Source organism: Azospirillum sp. B506 (assembly GCF_000333595.1).
GTDB lineage: Bacteria > Pseudomonadota > Alphaproteobacteria > Azospirillales > Azospirillaceae > Azospirillum.
On record NZ_BADK01000722.1, the window covers coordinates 1 to 17,293 of the forward strand.

At 71.0% G+C, this 17,293-nt stretch carries 13 protein-coding genes; all 13 read left to right on the forward strand.

Annotated features, from left to right (window positions below; all coding sequences use genetic code 11):
* Positions 1 to 791: lipase family protein (locus I71_RS38435; protein ID WP_199902223.1), on the forward strand; the 791-nt coding region annotated here is incomplete at its 5' end.
* Between the two features lie 39 nt (positions 792 to 830).
* Complete coding sequence (locus tag I71_RS21565) at positions 831 to 1,913, forward strand: GNAT family N-acetyltransferase (RefSeq protein WP_042697962.1); 1,083 nt, start codon at positions 831 to 833, stop codon at positions 1,911 to 1,913.
* 92 nt (positions 1,914 to 2,005) lie between these two features.
* Positions 2,006 to 4,288 carry a TonB-dependent siderophore receptor gene (locus tag I71_RS21570; RefSeq protein WP_042697965.1) on the forward strand — a complete coding sequence of 761 codons (2,283 nt, stop codon included), beginning with the start codon at positions 2,006 to 2,008 and terminating at the stop codon, positions 4,286 to 4,288.
* A 19-nt stretch (positions 4,289 to 4,307) separates the two neighbouring features.
* A complete protein-coding gene (locus tag I71_RS21575) occupies positions 4,308 to 5,249 on the forward strand; it encodes an ABC transporter substrate-binding protein (RefSeq protein ID WP_049976232.1) in 942 nt (313 codons plus the stop codon).
* Positions 5,242 to 7,239 (forward strand): Fe(3+)-hydroxamate ABC transporter permease FhuB, encoded by a 1,998-nt coding sequence (gene fhuB, locus I71_RS21580; protein ID WP_083897301.1) that lies wholly within the window; start codon positions 5,242 to 5,244, stop codon positions 7,237 to 7,239. The genes I71_RS21575 and fhuB overlap by 8 nt, the downstream gene beginning before the upstream one ends.
* Complete coding sequence (locus I71_RS21585; protein ID WP_042697968.1) at positions 7,239 to 8,333, forward strand: siderophore-interacting protein; 1,095 nt, start codon at positions 7,239 to 7,241, stop codon at positions 8,331 to 8,333. Before fhuB ends, I71_RS21585 begins: the two co-directional genes overlap by 1 nt.
* Positions 8,330 to 8,935: an ATP-binding cassette domain-containing protein gene (locus I71_RS21590; protein ID WP_244433974.1), complete on the forward strand. Its 606-nt coding sequence runs from the start codon at positions 8,330 to 8,332 to the stop codon at positions 8,933 to 8,935. Before I71_RS21585 ends, I71_RS21590 begins: the two co-directional genes overlap by 4 nt.
* Positions 8,887 to 9,129: a hypothetical protein gene (locus I71_RS40020; protein WP_244433975.1), complete on the forward strand. Its 243-nt coding sequence runs from the start codon at positions 8,887 to 8,889 to the stop codon at positions 9,127 to 9,129. Before I71_RS21590 ends, I71_RS40020 begins: the two co-directional genes overlap by 49 nt.
* 164 nt (positions 9,130 to 9,293) lie before the next feature.
* Positions 9,294 to 9,509: an MbtH family protein gene (locus tag I71_RS21595; protein WP_042697971.1), complete on the forward strand. Its 216-nt coding sequence runs from the start codon at positions 9,294 to 9,296 to the stop codon at positions 9,507 to 9,509.
* Complete coding sequence (locus tag I71_RS21600) at positions 9,506 to 10,228, forward strand: thioesterase II family protein (protein WP_042697972.1); 723 nt, start codon at positions 9,506 to 9,508, stop codon at positions 10,226 to 10,228. Before I71_RS21595 ends, I71_RS21600 begins: the two co-directional genes overlap by 4 nt.
* A 15-nt stretch (positions 10,229 to 10,243) precedes the next feature.
* A complete protein-coding gene (locus I71_RS21605) occupies positions 10,244 to 11,242 on the forward strand; it encodes a TauD/TfdA family dioxygenase (RefSeq protein ID WP_042697975.1) in 999 nt (332 codons plus the stop codon).
* Positions 11,243 to 11,336: 94 nt separating this feature from the next.
* Positions 11,337 to 15,236 carry a condensation domain-containing protein gene (locus tag I71_RS21610; RefSeq protein ID WP_049976233.1) on the forward strand — a complete coding sequence of 1,300 codons (3,900 nt, stop codon included), beginning with the start codon at positions 11,337 to 11,339 and terminating at the stop codon, positions 15,234 to 15,236.
* Positions 15,181 to 17,293: amino acid adenylation domain-containing protein (locus tag I71_RS40645; protein WP_148294319.1), on the forward strand; the 2,113-nt coding region annotated here is incomplete at its 3' end. The genes I71_RS21610 and I71_RS40645, both read left to right, overlap by 56 nt.

Below are 17,293 nucleotides of genomic sequence, written 5' to 3' on the forward strand. Positions count from 1 at the left end.
GTTCATCCGTACTGCATGCCGAGAGCGAGGCGTCCGCCATCGTCGATGCGCTGCGTGCCGCACGCGGCGCGGCGGCGGAGGTGGGAACCCCTCTGTCGGGGAAGGTGCTGCTGGCCGGCTATTCCCAGGGCGGCCATGCCGCCATGGCGGCACAGCGCACCATCGAGCGCGACCACGCCGCCGAGTTCGCCCTGGCGGGGACGGCGCCAATGTCCGGCCCCTATGCGCTGGAGCGGACCTTCGTCGACGGCTGGTCGGGAACCGGACCGGCGGGACCGAACGGTCTGGCGACCGCGCTGTTCGCCTACACCGTCGTGGCGATGCAGCGCGTTTACGGCGACATCTACGCCTCGCCCGCCGAGGTGTTCCGGCCGCCCTTCGACGCCACCGTCGAGGGGCTGATGCCCGGTTCCCGCGACATCTTCGATCTGCTTCGGCAAGGAGCGCTGCCGCCGGGCGCCGAGATCGGGCGGCTGCGTCAGGACGGCTTCACACGGGCCTTCGACGATCCGCGCGCCCCGTTCCGGCAGGCTCTCTCCCGCAACGACCTGCTGGACTGGACGCCGCGCGCGCCGATGGTCCTGTGCGGCGCCGGCCGCGATGCCGTCGTCCCCTTCGCCAACGCCGCCGCCGCCCGGCGGAGCTTCGCCGCCCGCGGGGCGGCGGTCGAGTTGCTGGACATGGACGACCGCATTCCGCCCGATCTGGACGGGGTATCGGTCCACACCAGCGCCGCCGTCTATCTGTGCTTCGGGGCGACCCGCGACCGGCTGCTCGCTCTCCTCCGCTGAGGAAGCGGCAGCGGATGCCAGCAACAGGAAAGCGCCATCATGATGTCATCCCGTATCCTGCCTTTGCCCGACGGCCGCCGGCTGACCGCCGAGGTCCGGCCCGGCCGCCTGCGCCTTGCCATGGACGGCGTTCCGCTGCTGTCCGTCCTGTGCGAGCCGGTTGAGGGCGGCATCGCCCTTCATCCTGATGGTCCCGTGGGGGACCGCCCCCTTCCCCTGTCGGCGGAGGCCGCCTGGACTGTGGCCTGCGCGCTGTTCGGCAGCGATTTGGCCAGCGATCCGGTGGGCCGTCTCCTGGTCTGGCGTGGCATCGCGCCCGATCAGGCGGCGTTGCGGTCCGGCCTGCTGCTCGCCGATGGGGTGGGCGGCGCGCTGTGCCGTCGCGACGCCTTCTGGCAGTTGCCCGCACCTTGGCTGCGCAGCCCCGGCACCGGCGGCTTTCCGGTCCTCGCGCGCGGTGACGGAAGCGGTCTCCATCGGCCGCCCAAGCCGGTCGGCGAGCTGTACCGCCGGTTCGATCCGGCGCTCGGGCAGTGGATTTCGCTGCGCAGTCTCGACATCGACACCGATCTGGAGCGCTTCAACCGCTGGCAGAACAGCCCGCGGGTGCTGGAGTTCTGGCAGGAGGGCGGCGACCTCCTCAAACATCGCGCCTATCTGGAGGGGCTGGCGGAGGACCCGCATGTCCAGACGCTGATCGGCTGCTTCGACGACGAACCCTTCGCCTATTTCGAGGCCTATTGGGCGAAGGAGGACCGCATCGCCCCCTTCTGCACGCCGGGCGATCACGACCGCGGCATCCATATGCTGGTGGGCGAGGAGCATCACCGCGGACCGCACAAAGTCCGCTCGTGGCTTTCGGCGCTGGTCCATTGGCTGTTCCTGTCCGACGCCCGCACCGGCCGCGTGGTGTCGGAACCGAGGGCCGACAACGCCCGCATGATCGGCCACATGCAGTCCCTGGGTTTCCTGCGCGAGCGGGATTTCGATTTTCCGCACAAGCGCGCCGCCCTGATGCTGCTCGACCGCCGGGACTTCTTCGACCGCTGTCCCGGCCTGTCGGCGCCGTCATGCGACACGGGCGCGCACGAAAAATTCGTACATATGAAAGAATCCCCTTAATTTCCGCCTACCCCCTTCGTCTTAGAGCCGGGAGACGGATTTCGCCGGAAGCGGAACCCCGTCGGACAGAGCTTCAGTGTGGGGGAGTGGAGATGGAGATCGAGGTTGGGACGGCCGGTCGTGTGGTGTCGGGCAAGCGCGGGCGTCTGAGGGGCTTCCTGCTGGCGACGACGATGGCCGGTCTGGCGCTGATGGCGAACCAGCCGGCCGGTCTGGCGCAACAGGCGACGACCGGCGGCCAGACCGGCGGTACTCAAGCCACCGGCGGCACTCAAGCCACCGGCGGCACCCAGGCCACCGGCGGCAACAGCATGGTGCTCGGGCCGATTTCCGTGCAGGGCGTCGTCGGCGGCACCGAAGGCAATGTCGCGACCCGCAGCGCGGTCGGCACCAAGGTCGAGACGCCGCTGGTCGAAATCCCCCAGACGATTTCCGTCGTCACCCGCAAGGAGCTGGACCAGCGCGCGGTGCAGGACTTTGCCGGCGCCGTTGCTTATTCGCCCGGCATTGCGGTGGTCGATTATCCCGGCGGCCCCGGCGCCCCGGATTTCTCGATGCGCGGCTTCCGCGACTTCAACCTGTTCGGCATCTACCGTGACGGCCTGCGGGCGGGCTTCAACAACTACGACACCAATTTCGAACCCTACGGGCTGGAGCGCGTCGATGTCGTGAAGGGCCCGTCGTCGGTCCTGTTCGGCCAGACTTCGCCCGGCGGCGTGGTCAATCTGACCACCAAGCGGCCGACCGACAAGCCGTTGCACGAGATCGAGCTGCAGACCGGCAGCTTCGACCGCCGTCAGGCCGCCTTCGATTTCGGCGGGCCGGTGGATGGCGACGGCAAGGTTCTGTACCGCCTGACCGGCCTCGGCCGCATGTCCGACACCCAGGTCGACCATGCGCCCGACGACCGCCTCTACATCGCGCCGGCCGTGACCTTCAAGCCGACCGACAAGACCAAGATGACCCTGCTCGGCAGCTATCAGAAGCTGAAGATGAGCGGGGCGGAACAGAGCATTCCCCGCGATGCGATGGGCCAGATCGGCACCGATCTGTTCTTCGGCATTCCCGGCTATTCCGATTGGAAGGTGCAGAACACCAGCGTCGGCTATGAGCTGGAGCATGAGATCAGCCCGAACTGGACCTTCCACCAGAATGCCCGCTACATGCATTCGAAGGTCAACTTCGTCAGCGCCTTCAGCACCGCCTGGCCGGTGGAGCTGGTGGACGGCCGCTATTATCCGGTCGGGGTGCAGGACCGTCCGAAGACCACCGAGACCTATCTGCTCGACAGCAACGTCCAGGGCAAGCTGCAGACCGGTGCCGTGTCGCACACCATCCTGGCCGGCGTCGACTATGGCTATTACATCGGTCGGGAGACGCGGCGCAACTCGCTGAACGAGCTGGTGATCGACGTCCTCAACCCGAGCTATCCCGGGACCGACTTCCTCTATGGCAACCCCTGGGTCGACGGCAAGAGCAACCTGAGCCAGATCGGCGCCTACCTGCAGGACCAGCTGCGCTACGACAATTGGATCCTGACCCTCAGCGGCCGCCAGGACTGGGTGACCGACAAGGAGACGGACAACCTGTCCAGCAGCTCGCAGACCGCGCGCGACCATCATTTCACCGGCCGTGTCGGTCTGGGCTATGTCTTCGACAACGGCATCGCGCCCTATGCCAGCTATGCGACCTCGTTCCAGCCGACCACCGGCACCTATGCGCCGGAGCGTGGCGGCGGCACCTTCAAGCCGACCACCGGCACCCAGTACGAGGTGGGCGTGAAGTATCAGCCGAATGGCTGGAACAGCTTCATCTCGGCCTCGCTCTACCACATCACCCAGCAGAATGTGGTGACCAACGATCCGACCTACAGCGGCTTCTCCGTTCAGGACGGCGAGATCCGCAGCCGCGGCATCGAACTCGAAGGCAAGATGGAGCTGACGGAGGAGTTCAGCCTGATCGCCTCCTACGCCTTCGTCGATGCCGAGATCACCAAGGACAACCCCGCCGTCGGTTCCACCACCAGCTCGGTCGGGCTGCGTCCGAAGGGCATCCCGCGCCACATGGCGTCCGCCTGGGGCGACTACACCGTCAAGTCGGGTCCGCTCACCGGCCTCGGCCTCGGTGCCGGCGCGCGCTATGTCGGTACGGCCAAGAATACGGCCAACACCGAGACGATTCCCTCCTACACGCTGGTCGACGCCGCGGTCCGCTACGATCTGGGGGCGCTGCGGTCCGAACTGCAGGGCGCCAGCGTCGCGCTCAATGTCAGCAACCTGACCGACAAGAAATATTACTCGGCGGGCTTCTATGACAACACCGTGCTGTACGGCAACCGCCGCCAGGTCCTGGCGACGCTGAAGTACAGCTGGTAAGGCGCGACCGTTGCGGCCGATGCCCGACATGGCCGGCGCCCTCGACCGGCGCCGGTTCCTCCGCATCGCCTCCGCGCTGCCGTTCGGCCTCCTGGCCGGCGGCACGCGGACGGCGCTGGCCGGAGTGACAGGTGGGGAGACAGGTGGGGTCTGCGCGCTCGATTGGACCAGCGCGCAGGCCCTGTTGTCGTTGGGCATCGTCCCGTATGGCGTGCCGGAGATCGACCGCTACCGCCGCTCCGTGATCGAGCCGGCGGTCCCTTCGGACGTTCCGGACATCGGCGCCCGGGCGGAACCGAATCTGGAACTGCTCGACCGGCTGGCCCCGGCGCGCTTCGTCAGCGACGGCATGCTGTCGGCGGTGCGCGGCCGGCTGGAGCGGATCGCACCGCTGACCCTCTATCAATCCTTCGATACGGGAACCGGGGAAGGGCAGGGAGAGGGAAGACGCGGTCAGCTCGCCTTCGCCGTCGCCTCCCTGCGTCGGCTGGCCGGCGAGCTGGGGGTGCCGGCGGCGGCGGAGCTGGCGCTCGCCCGGCTCGACCGGGCGCTGGACGAGGCGCGGGCGCGGCTGTCCGGCGTGGCCTTGCGACCACTCTATATTCTCAGCGTCCTCGACGGGCGCCGCGTCCTCATCCACGGGCGCAACAGCCTGTATCAGGATCTCCTCGACCGGCTGGGAATCGAAAACGCCTGGACCGGTCCCAGCGGTCCCTACGGCCATGCCACCGTGACCATGGACCGGCTGACCGGGCGCCCCGACGCCGGGCTGGTCAACATCGGCAGCGAAGGCCAGCGGGCGCTGGACGCGCTGGCCGCCTTGCCGCTGTTCGCCGGGCTGCCCTTCCTGCGCGAGGGCCGCGTCACCATCCTGCCGCCCATCCTGTTCTATGGCGGCGTCCCGACGGCCGAGCGCTTCGTCCGCCTGCTTGGCGAAAGGCTTCCGCAAAGCCATGGCTGACACCGCGATGCCGCCCCCGTCCGCCCGCCGCTTCGGACCGGCATGGCCGGTGGCCGGCCTGTTCCTGCTGGCCGGGCTGGCCTCTCTCCTGGTGCTCGACAGCCAGCTGCCGGCGGATCTGTGGTGGCGGGCGCTGGTCGATCCCGATCCGGCGCGTCTCGACCAGCTCGCCGCCCATTACGTGCTGTTTCCCCGTTTCGCCGTTGCCCTGCTGGTCGGGGCGGCGCTGGGGCTGGCCGGCACCATCCTCCAGCAGGTTCTGCGCAATCCGCTGGCCGAGCCGGCCACCCTTGGCATCGCCGCCGGCGCGCACCTGTCGCTCGCCGTCGCCACCCTCTGGATTCCCGAGGCGCTGGCGCTGGGGCGGGAGTGGGTCGCGCTGGCCGGCGCCGGGCTGTCGGCGGCGGCCCTGCTGGCGCTGTCCTGGCGCAAGGGGCTGTCGCCGGTCACCGTCATCCTTGCCGGCCTCGTCCTCAGTCTCTATGCCGGTTCGGTCAGCGGCGTGATGGTGCTGTTCAACCACGATCTGCTGATCGGCCTGTTCCTGTGGGGGGCCGGCTTCCTCGACCAGCAGGATTGGAGCATGGCCGCCTTCCTGACGCCCAGGCTGGCGGTGCTGGCGGTCGCCGCCTTGCTGGTGCTGCGCCCGCTGACCCTGCTGGGCCTGGGGGAGGGTGGGGCGCGCAGCCTGGGCCTGTCGGTGGCGGGCGCCCGTCTCGCCGGGCTGGCAATCGCCGTGATGCTTGCCGCCCTGACCGTTGCCGCCGTCGGCGTGGTCAGTTTCGTCGGTCTGGCCGCCCCGACCATCGTCGGCATGGCCGGTGCCCGCCGGCTGGGGCAGCGGATGCTGTGGGCGCCCCTGTGTGGAGCCGCCTTGCTGTGGGCGACCGACGCCCTGGTGCTGATGGCGCCGGTCACCTACCGCGAGCTGCCGACCGGGGCCGTCACCGCGGTGCTGGGCGTGCCGATGCTGCTGTGGCTGCTGCCGCGGCTGCGCAGTTCCGCCCCCCCGGTTCTGACCACGACACCGCCGCCGCCGCGGGCGTCCCGGCCGGGCCTTGTCCTTGCCGGTGTCGCCCTGCTGCTGCCGCTGCTCCTTTGGGCGGCGGTCGCGCTGGGTCCAGGCCCGGACGGCTGGAGCTGGAGCGTCGGTGCCGATTTCGCCGCGCTGGAACCCTGGCGCCTGCCGCGGGCGCTGGCGGCCCTGTCGGGCGGTGCGATGCTGGCGGTGGCCGGCGCCGTGCTGCAACGGATGACCGGCAACCCGCTGGCGGCGCCGGAGATTCTCGGCGTTTCCTCCGGCGCGATCCTCGGCGTGATCGTGCTGATGTTCTCGGCCGACGCGCCCGAGCGTGGCGCGCAGATCGCGGCCGGCGGGGCGGGGGCGGTCGCGGTGCTGGCGGCGATGCTGGCGCTCGGCCGCAAGGACGGCTTCTCCCCCGACCGGTTGCTGCTGGCCGGCGTCGCCACCAGTTCGATTTCCGGTGTCGTCGTCGCCGTGTTGATGGCCGGGCAGGATCCGCGCCTTCAGACGCTGGTGACCTGGCTTTCGGGATCGACCTACATGGTCGGCTGGACCGACGGGCTGGCGGCGCTGGCCCTGGCCCTGCTCGCCGGGGCGGCCATCCCCTTCATCGCCCGCTGGCTCGACCTGCTGCCGCTCGGCGGCGGGGTGGCTGCGGCGCTGGGTGTCAGCCCGTCCTTGAGCCGGATCGCGCTGTTCAGCCTGTCGGCCCTGCTGACCGCGGCGGCGACGCTGATCGTCGGACCGTTGAGCTTCGTCGGGTTGATGGGGCCGCATCTGGCCCGCATGCTCGGATTGCAGCGGGCGGCGGCCCATCTCGCCGGCTCCGCCATGCTCGGCGGGCTGGTCATGCTGCTGGCCGACTGGCTCGGGCGCGGCGTGATCTTCCCCTATCAGGTCCCGGCCGGGCTGCTCGCCTCGGTGATCGGCGGACCCTTCCTTCTCTGGCTGCTGGGACGGCGCTGATGCCCCGCTTCTCCTGCGATACCGCGATCCCCCACGACCAGCCCGCCGCTGCCGCCGGCCGGCTGGTCGCCGCCGCCGAGCCCTATGGCCTGACCTTCACCCGCGAGGGTGAAACCCTGGCGGCGAGCGGCCCGTTCGGTCGGCTGGCCCTGACCGTGGGGGGCGACGCCCTGCATCTGCGGGCGGAGGCGGACGACCGCGGTCTGTTGGAGCGGCTGCGCGCCTCGGTCAGCGAACAGCTTGCCGGCCTGCTGGGGGAGGATCTGTCCATCGTCTGGGCCGGCGATGTCGAGACCGGCCCCCTCTTCGCCGATTTCCGCGAGATCCGGGTCACGGCCGTCCGGGATCTGACGCCGCGCCTGCGCCGCGTCACCTTCCAGGGCCGCGACCTCGGGCGCTTCGCCACGCCGGACAACCTGCATGTCCGCCTCTATATTCCGCCGGATAAGGAGGCCTCGCCGTCCTGGCCGCGTCCCGGCCCCGACGGGCGGCCGGTCTGGCCGGATCCGCAGCGCCGGCCGGCGGTCCGCTATTACACCCTGCGCCGCATCGACGCCGAGGCGGGCGACCTCGACATCGATTTCGTTCTCCATCCCGATCACGGCGGTGCCGATGGCGCGCCCGGCGCCGGTTTCGCCCGGCGGGCGCGTCCCGGCGACCTCTGCGGCATGTCCGGCCCCTGTGGTCTCGGTATTCGCCCGGCGCCCTGGCATCTGCTGGCCGGCGACGAGACTGCCCTTCCCGCCATCGCCCGAATCCTGGAGGAGCTGCCGGCTGACGCCCGCGGCATCGCCCTGATCGAGGTCGAGGACGAGGCCGACGAGCTGCCGCTCCGGCCCCCCGCCGGTGTCGCCGTCCGCTGGCTGCACCGCCGGGGCGGCGGGACGGCGCGGCCCCTGGTGGAGGCGGTGCGGGCGCTGCCGCTCCCGCTCCCGTCCGACCTGTTCGCCTGGGTCGCCTGCGAGTTCGACGATCTCGCCAGCCTGCGCGACCATCTGCGCGGGCGCGGCATCGACCGCGACCGCCTGCTGACCGTCGCCTATTGGCGGCGCACCCCGCCGGACGCTTCATCAGACCGCAGGACTTCCGCATGACCGCTCCAGCCGATCCTTCGACCGGGCCGATGTTCCGGATCGACGGGGTGCGCTTCGCCCTGCCGGGCCGCCTCCTGCTCGACCTGCCGTCCTGCGACCTGTTTCCCCGCCGGGTGACGGCGCTGATCGGCCACAACGGCTCCGGCAAATCGACCCTGCTGAAGATCCTCGCCCGCCAGCAGCCGCCCAGCGGCGGGCGGGTGCTGTTCGAGGGCCAGCCGTTGGAGCGCTGGAAACAGCGGGCGCTTGCCCGCCGGATCGGCTACCTGCCGCAGCACATGCCACCCGCCTCCGGCCTTCTCGTGCGGGAGCTGGTGGCGCTCGGCCGCTACCCTTGGCATGGCGCGCTCGGCAGCTTCAGGGCGGAGGACGCCCACAAGGTCGAGGAGGCGCTGGAGCTGACCGACACCGCGCGCTTTGCCCGGCGTCTGGTCGACAGCCTGTCGGGCGGCGAGCGCCAACGGGTGTGGCTCGCCATGCTGATCGCCCAGGATGCGGCTGCCTGTTGCTGGACGAGCCGATCTCGGCGCTTGACGTCGCCCATCAGGTCGAGGTGCTGGCCTTGGTCCCCCGCCTGTCGCGGGAGCGCGGCATCGGGGTGATCCCCGTGCTGCACGATGTGAACATGGCCGCCCGCTTCTGCGACGACATCGTCGCCCTGCATGGCGGACGGCTGATCGACCGCGGCACCCCGGACCAGATCATGACGCCGGCCCGGCTGGGCGCCATCTACGGCCTGCCGATGGCGGTGATCCCGCATCCGGACTCCGGGGAGCCGGTGGCACTGGTTTGCTGACAGATCTTCCGCCGGGGTGTCGGGCGGTTGTTGCGAGGGAATCGCAAAATCCCCCTAACGATTCCCCGCGCTGCTTCGTCCATTAGGGCAGGACGGTGCCCGGCGCGGGCCGCATGAGCGGCCGGACCCGATGCCGTCACTTCCGACAGACGACGAGGACAGCGATGGCGTTCGACCGCGAGGACATCACCTTCAAGGTGCTGGTCAACCACGAGGAACAATATTCCATCTGGCCGGACTACAAGGCGGTTCCGGCCGGCTGGCGCGAGGTGGGCAAGAGCGGCCCCAAGGCCGACTGCCTCGCCTATATCGAGCAGGTGTGGACCGACATGCGGCCGCTCAGCCTGCGCCGCCAGATGGACGAAGCCGCCGCGCGATGAGGCTGTTCTGCCTGCCCTATTCCGGCGCCAGCGCGATGATCTATGCGCGCTGGCGGCGCCTCGTCCCGTCCTGGCTGGACGTGGTGCCGGTGGAGCTGCCGGGCCGGGGCCGGCGGATGGATGAGCCGCCCAGGACCGACCTGACCGCGCTGGCGGCCGAACTGGCGGAAGAGCTGGCGCCGCAGGCGCGCGGCCCCTTCGCCCTGTTCGGCCATAGCCTGGGCGGCCTGCTCGCCTTCGAGCTGGCCCATGCGCTGCGCGGGCGCGGTTTGGGGGAGCCTCGGATCCTCTTCGCCTCCGCCGCCGCGGCGCCCAGCCGGCGCGAGGATGGACGCTGGGCCGAACCGCTGGACGATGACGGGCTGATCGCCGAGATGCGGCGTCTCAGCGGCACCGCCGACGAGGTGTTCGGCAACCGCGAGCTGCTGGACATGGCCCTGCCGGTCCTGCGCGCCGACTTCCTGCTGTGCGGCCGCTACGGCTACCGCCCGCGCCCGCCGCTCGACTGTCCGATCCGGGCGTTCGGCGGCACGCGCGACGATATCGCCGCCGACCGGCTGCGGGCGTGGTCTGCGGAGACGCGGGGCGATTTCACCCTGGAGATGTTCGACGGCGACCATTTCTTCCTGCGCGCCCACGAGCGCCCGCTCCTTGACCGGCTGGCGGCATGGCTGGACCGGCCGGCGGACGGCAGCCGGGGCATCGCTGCGACCGCCTGATTTCATGAGGGTCCCATGGCCGAGCGTAGTTTCACGATCGAAGACTTTCCCCAGGCGCGCGGCGGGCTGCCGTTGCTGGTGCGGGCGCGCGATCCGCGGCTGGATCTGCTCGACGCCTTCGCCGAGCTGGAGCCGCTGGTGCGCGACTGGCTGCCGCGCTGCGCCGGCATCCTGTTCCGGGGCTTCGCGTTGGGGTCGGCGGGATCCTCGGGGGCGCCTTCCGTCGAGCGATTCCGCGCCTTCGCCGCCGCCTTCGGCCATCCGCTGCTGAGCTACGAGTTCGGCTCGACCCCGCGGACCAACGTGACCTCGGGTGTCTACACCTCGACCGAATATCCGGCCGACCAGCACATCCCGCTGCACAATGAGCAGGCCTACACCCGCGACTGGCCGATGCGCATCTGGTTCTGCTGCGTCCAGGCCGCAGCGGTTGGCGGCGAGACGCCGATCGCCGACAGCCGGGCGATCTACCGGAAGATTCCGGCCGACATCCGCGAGCGCTTCGAGCGGCGCGGCCTGATGTATGTCCGCAATTACGGCAACGGGCTGGACGTACCGTGGCAGAAGGTCTTCAACACGGAAGACCGGGCGGCGGTGGAGGCCTATTGCCGCGACCACCGCATCCTCTGCGACTGGAAGGAGGATGGCGAGCTGCGCACCCGCCAGATCTGCCAGGCGACCGCCCGTCATCCGGTGACGGGCGAGGCGGTGTGGTTCAACCAGGCCCATCTCTTCCACGTCTCCAACCTGCCGGAGGAGGCGCGGTCGGCGCTGCTCGACATCCTCGACGAGGAGGATCTGCCGCGCAACGTCCATCATGCCGACGGCGGCCCCATCGATCCGGCCGACCTCGCCGCCATCCGCGCGGTCCTGGCCGAGGAGACGGTGTTGTTCCCGTGGGAAACCGGCGACGTGATGATGCTCGACAACATGCTGGCCGCCCATGCCCGCACGCCCTTCAGCGGGCCGCGCAAGGTGGTGGTTGCCATGGCCGAACCCCACTCCGCCGACTGACCGCCGCCGGCGCACAGTCCGGCCTTTTTCACCCGCGACCATTCCGCCCCCCGCCTTCCGGGGGCGTGCCCTTCTGCCTGCACAGGTGACTCCCATGGACAACCGTTCCGATGCCGCTTCCCTTTCGACGGTTCGGCCTGCACGCGCCCCTGCCGAAACGCTGGTCGGCACGCTGCTCGGACGGGCCGCGGAGACGCCCGACGGCATCGCCCTGCGCTTCATCGCCGAGGGGACGGATGACCCGCTGAGCTATGCCGCGTTGGACCGCCGCGCCCGCGCCATTGCCGTCCGCTTGCGCGAGCGGGCCGGGCTGGGCGACCGCGCCGTCCTGCTGCTGCCGAGCGGCCCGGATTATGTCGCCGCCTTCTTCGGCTGCCTCTATGCCGGGGTCATCGCCGTGCCGGCCTATCCGCCGGAATCGATCCGGCCGCAGCATCTGGCCCGCATCCAGGGCATCCTCGCCGACGCGCGGCCGCAGTTCATCCTGACCGACTCCAGCCTGCTCGACACGCTGCGGGACGCCGGGCGGAGCATGGCCGGCGGCCACATGCCGGAACTGCTGGCGGTGGACAGGGTGGATGGCGGGCTCGCCGAAGGCTGGACGATGCCGCCGCTGGCGGGCGGGGACATCGCTTTCCTGCAATACACCTCCGGTTCGACCTCGGCGCCCAAGGGGGTGCGGGTCAGCCACGGCAATCTCGTCGCCAACGAAAGGCTGATCCGCCACGGCTTCGGAATCGGCGCCGACGACTGCATCGTCAGCTGGCTGCCGCTGTTCCATGACATGGGGCTGATCGGCGGGCTGCTCCAGCCGATCCACAGCGGCATTCCCTGCGTGTTGATGTCGCCGCGCTATTTCCTGGAGCGCCCCCGGCGCTGGCTGGAGGCGATCGGCCGTTACGGCGGCACCATCAGCGGCGGGCCGGACTTCGCCTTCCGTCTGTGCTGCGAGCGCATCCTCGACGGCGGGCTGGACGGGCTCGATCTGCGGTCCTGGCGTCTGGCCTTTTCAGGCTCCGAGCCGATCCGGCCCGATACGCTCGCCCGCTTCGCCGAGCGCTTCGCCCCGGTCGGCTTCGACAGCCGCTCCTTCTTCGCCTGTTACGGGCTGGCCGAGGCGACGCTGTTCGTCACCGGCGGCCGGCGCGGGCGGGGCATCACGCTGGCGCCGTTCGACGGGCCGGCGCTGGCCGCCAACCGGGCGCTGCCGCCTACGGACGGATCGGCGGCGACGGTGCTGGTCGGCTGCGGCCACCCGCAGCCCGACCATCCCGTGCGGCTGGTCGATCCCGCCAGCGGTGCCGAGGTCGGCGAGGGGACGGTCGGCGAGATCTGGGCCGGCGGACCGAGCATCGCCGACGGCTATTGGCGCAATGCGGAGGCGACGGCCCGCGGCTTCGTCGAGCGCGACGGCGCCGTCTGGCTGCGCACCGGCGATCTGGGGTTCCTGAAGGATGGCGAGCTGTTCGTCACCGGCCGGCTCAAGGACATGCTGATCGTGCGCGGCCAGAACATCTATCCACAGGATCTGGAGCGCAGCGTCGAGGAGGAGGTCGAGGTCGTCCGCAAGGGGCGGGTCGCCGCCTTCGCCGTCGAGGGGGATGACCGTGAGGGCATCGGCATCGCCGCCGAGATCGGCCGGACGGTGCTGAAGCTGGTGACGCCGGAGGCGCTGTGCGGCGCCATCGCTGCCGCCGTGGCCGACGCCTGCCAGGAGGCGCCGCTGCTGGTCGCCCTACTGGAGCCGGGCACCCTGCCCAAGACCTCCAGCGGCAAGCTCCAGCGCTCCGCCTGCCGGTCCCTGCTGGAGAGCGGCGACCTGCCGGCCTTGCATGTCCAGCGCCGGGGAGCGCCCGTTGCGGCAGCCAATCCTGCCGTCCGCGCCCTGACGGAGCGCGAGAGCGTGGTCGCCGCCGTTTGGGCGGAGGTGCTGAACGTCGCCATTGCCGATGGCGGCGCCCATTTCTTCGCGCTTGGCGGCAACTCGGTATCGGTGGTGCAGGTCGTCGCCCGTCTGGGCGAGCGCTGCGGGCTGGCCGCCGACGTCGCCGACCTGTTCCGCCATCCCACCCTGGCGGAGTTCGCCGCCCGGCTGTCCGATGCCGTTCCCGCGACCATCCGGGCGGCTGCTCCGCAGACCGGGGCGCTGGAGCGGGTCGCCGGACCGTCGGCGGCCCAGGCCCGCATGTGGTTCACCTGGAAGCTCAACCCGCTGGAGTGCGGCTATACCATCTCCGGGCGCGTGCGCCTGCGCGGATCCCTGAACCGCGAGGCCGTCCAGGCCGCTGTTGATCTGCTGGTCGGGCGGCACGAGAGCCTGCGCACCGTCTTCCGCGAGGAGGATGGCCGGCCGGTGCAGGTGGTCCGCCCCGCCGGCGCGCTGCGCGTCCTCCTCCGTCATGCCGATCTGTCCGAAGCCGATCCGTCCGGCGGGACGGACCGCGAGGCCGCCCTGCGGCGTCTGCTGGAGGAGGAGGTCCGCGTTCCCTTCGATCTGGCCGAAGGTCCGCTGATGCGGGTCCAACTGATCGCCTGCGCCGACGATGACCATCACTTGCAGGTCAGCCTGCATCACGCCATCGCCGATGGCTGGTCGATGACGGTCCTGCTCGACGAGTTCGGCGAAGCCTATGCCGCCCAGTGCGAGGGCAGGTCACCCGGCCTGCCGGCCCTGACCGTCCAGTATGCCGACGTCGCCCGCTGGCAGCGCGAACTGCTGGACTCGGGGGAGGAGGCGCGCCAGCTCGCGCACTGGACCGCCAAGCTGGGCGACCGCCAGCCGCTGCTCGACCTGCCGACCGACCGCCCGCGTTCCGCCGGCGGCAGCCAGCGCGGTGCCGCGCTGCACTGCGCCATTGACGACGGGCTCGCCGCTGGCCTGCGTGGGCTCGCCCGGCGGATGGGCGTGACGCTGCCGACCCTGCTGCTCGCCAGCTATGCGGCGCTGCTGCACCGCTATTCCGGCCAGGACGACATCCGCATCGGCTGCACGCTGGCCAACCGCCGCAGCATGGACAGCGAGAGGCTGATCGGCTTCTTCGTCAACATGGCGGTGCTGCGCGCCGACCTGTCGGACGATCCGGCCTTTGCCGCGCTGCTGGGCCGGCTCAACGAGGCTGCGCTCGATGCCCAGGCGAACCAGGATCTGCCCTTCGACCGGCTGGTGGAAGAGCTGCAACCCCAGCGCGACCTTGCCCACCATCCGCTGTTCCAGGCCGCCTACGACCACCAATGGCAACGGCTGGACGGTCTCGACCGCCTTCCCGGCCTGCGGGTCGAGGCCATCGAGCACCTGCAATACGCCACCCAGTTCGACCTGATCCTGCACACCACCGAGCGGGTCGGGGTGGACGGGACCGGCCATCTTGGCGCCTTCTTCACCTACAGCCGCGAGCTGTTCGAGCCTGAAACCGTCGAGCGGATGGCGCGGCACTGGCTGACCCTGCTGCGCGGCATCGTCGCCGACCCGGCGCGGCCGGTCGCCCGCCTGCCGCTGATGGACGCGGCGGAGACGGCGGCGCTGGTCGCCGGCTGGAACGATCCCGCCCGCAACGCCGCTCCCCAGCCCTTGGCGCTGCCCGCCGACGCTCCCGGTCTGCATGCCCGCATCGCCGAACAGGCGCGCCGGACCCCCGACGCGCCGGCCGTGACCTGTGACGGCGTGACCCTGAGCTATGGCGAGCTGGACCGTCGCAGCGACCGGCTGGCGTGGCATCTGCGCGCGCTCGGCGTCGGGCCGGACCGGCTGGTTGGGCTGGCGGCCGACCGTTCCTGCGACCTGATCGTCGGCATGCTCGGCATCCTGAAGGCGGGCGGCGCCTATCTGCCGCTCGACCCCTCTATCCGGGCGACCGGTTGCTCTACATGCAAGCCGAAAGCGGCATTCGGCTGGTCTTCCCCAGCCGCATCTGCGCGCCGCGCTGCCGCTGGCCGAGGGCGTGCGGGCGCTCTGCGTCGGCGAGGAACCCGAAGCGCCAGAGGGGCCGCCGCCTGATCTGGGCCGGGCGGGATCGCTCGCCTACTGCATTTACACATCGGGGTCGACCGGCCAGCCCAAGGGCGTGGCGATCACCCATGCCAACGTGCTGCGGCTGTTCGAGTCCTGCCCGCCCGACCTGCGCTTCGACGGCGACGACGTCTGGGCGCTGTTCCACTCCTACGCCTTCGACTTCTCCGTCTGGGAGATCTTCGGCGCCCTGCTGCATGGCGGGCGGCTGGTGGTGGTGCCCTATTACACCAGCCGGTCGCCGGCCGACTGCTTCGCCCTGCTGCGGGACGAGCGGGTGACGGTGCTGAACCAGACGCCCTCCGCCTTCCGCCAACTGGTGCCGGTGGCGCTGGCCGCGCCGCGGGATGCGCTGTCGCTGCGGCTGGTGGTGTTCGGCGGCGAGGCGCTGGAGATGGAGAGCCTGCGTTGCTGGTTCGACCGCTTCGGCGACGTCCGCCCCCGGCTGGTGAACATGTACGGCATCACCGAGACGACGGTCCATGTCACCCATCGCCCGCTGAGCGTTGCCGACCTGCCCGCGCCCGGCGCGGCGGAGGCCCGGAGCGAGGCCGGCGCCCCGGTCGGCATGCCGCTGGGCGACCTGCGCTGGTACTTCCTCGACCGCCACCTGCAACCGGTGCCGCCCGGCGTGGCCGGCGAGATCCATGTCGGCGGCCCGGGGCTGGCGCGGGCCTATCTGAACCGTCCCGGCCTGACCGCCGAGCGTTTCGTCGCCGATCCCTTCTGTGGTGACTTCGGCGATCCGGGCGGGCGCCTCTACCGCAGCGGCGACCTCGCGCGCTGCTGGCCGGATGGCCGGGTCGAGTATCTCGGCCGCGCCGACCAGCAGATCAAGCTGCGCGGTTTCCGCATCGAGCCGGGCGAGATCGAGGCGGCGATCCGCCGCCAGCCCGCCGTGGCCGACGCCGCCGTCCTGCTGCGCGGCGACGGGGCGGGGGACCGCCGGCTCGTCGCCTATGCCGTGGCCGACGAGGCCGCCCTGCGCGACCGGCCGGAGGAACAGAGCGGCGATCTGGTCGGACAGTGGAACACGGTGTTCGACGGCACCTATTCCCGCGCCGAGGCGGCGGCGGGGCCGAGCTTCACCGGCTGGAACGACAGCTACGACGACCGCCCGATCCCCGAGCCGCAGATGCGGGAATGGCTGGACGCCACCGTCTTGCGCATCCTGGCGCTGAAGCCGCAACGGCTGCTGGAGATTGGCTGCGGTGTCGGCCTGCTGACCCAGGCGCTGGCGCCCCGTTGCGCCGTCTATCATGGAACCGACCTTTCGGCGCAGGCTATCGCCGATCTCGGCGCCTGGGCGGCCGGGCGGCCGGAACTGGCCCATATCCGGCTGACGCGGCGCGAGGCGACCGACTTCAGCGGAGTGGAGGAGGGCGGCTACGACACCGTGGTCATCAACTCCGTCGTCCAGTATTTCCCGGATGGTGATTATCTGCTGCGCGTGCTGGAAGGCGCTGCGCGGTCTCTGCGGCCGGGCGGGCGTATCTTCCTGGGCGACCTGCGGCCGCTGCATCTCCAGCCGCTGTTCCACGCCTCGGTCGCGCTGTGGCGGGCCGAGGCCCAGGCCAGCCCGGCCCAGCTGCGCGCCCGCGTCGGCCGCGCCATCGCCGAGGACGGCGAGCTGCTGTTCGCCCCCGGCTTCTTCCCGGCGCTCCGCCGGCGCATTCCGGCGATCGGGCGGATCGACACCGACCTGCGCCGTGGCCGGGCCGACAACGAGCTGACCCGCTACCGTTTCGATGCCGTGCTTCACATCGGCGGCGATGAGTTGCGTCCGGCCGGCGGCTGGCGCGAGGCCAGGGAGGATCTCGGTAAGGATTTGGCCCGTCTCGACCGCCTGCTGGCGGAGGAGCGGCCCGCCGGCCTGCGCATCGCCCGGATCCTCAACCGGCGGCTGGCCCGCGACCTTGCCGCCTGGACGGCGATGTCCGGCGCCGGATCGCCCGACGCGGCGGGGGTTGCGGGAGCGGATCGGCCGCCTGGATCCCGCCGGCGCCGATCCCGACGCCTATCGCGCGTTGGGCCAAACGCATGGC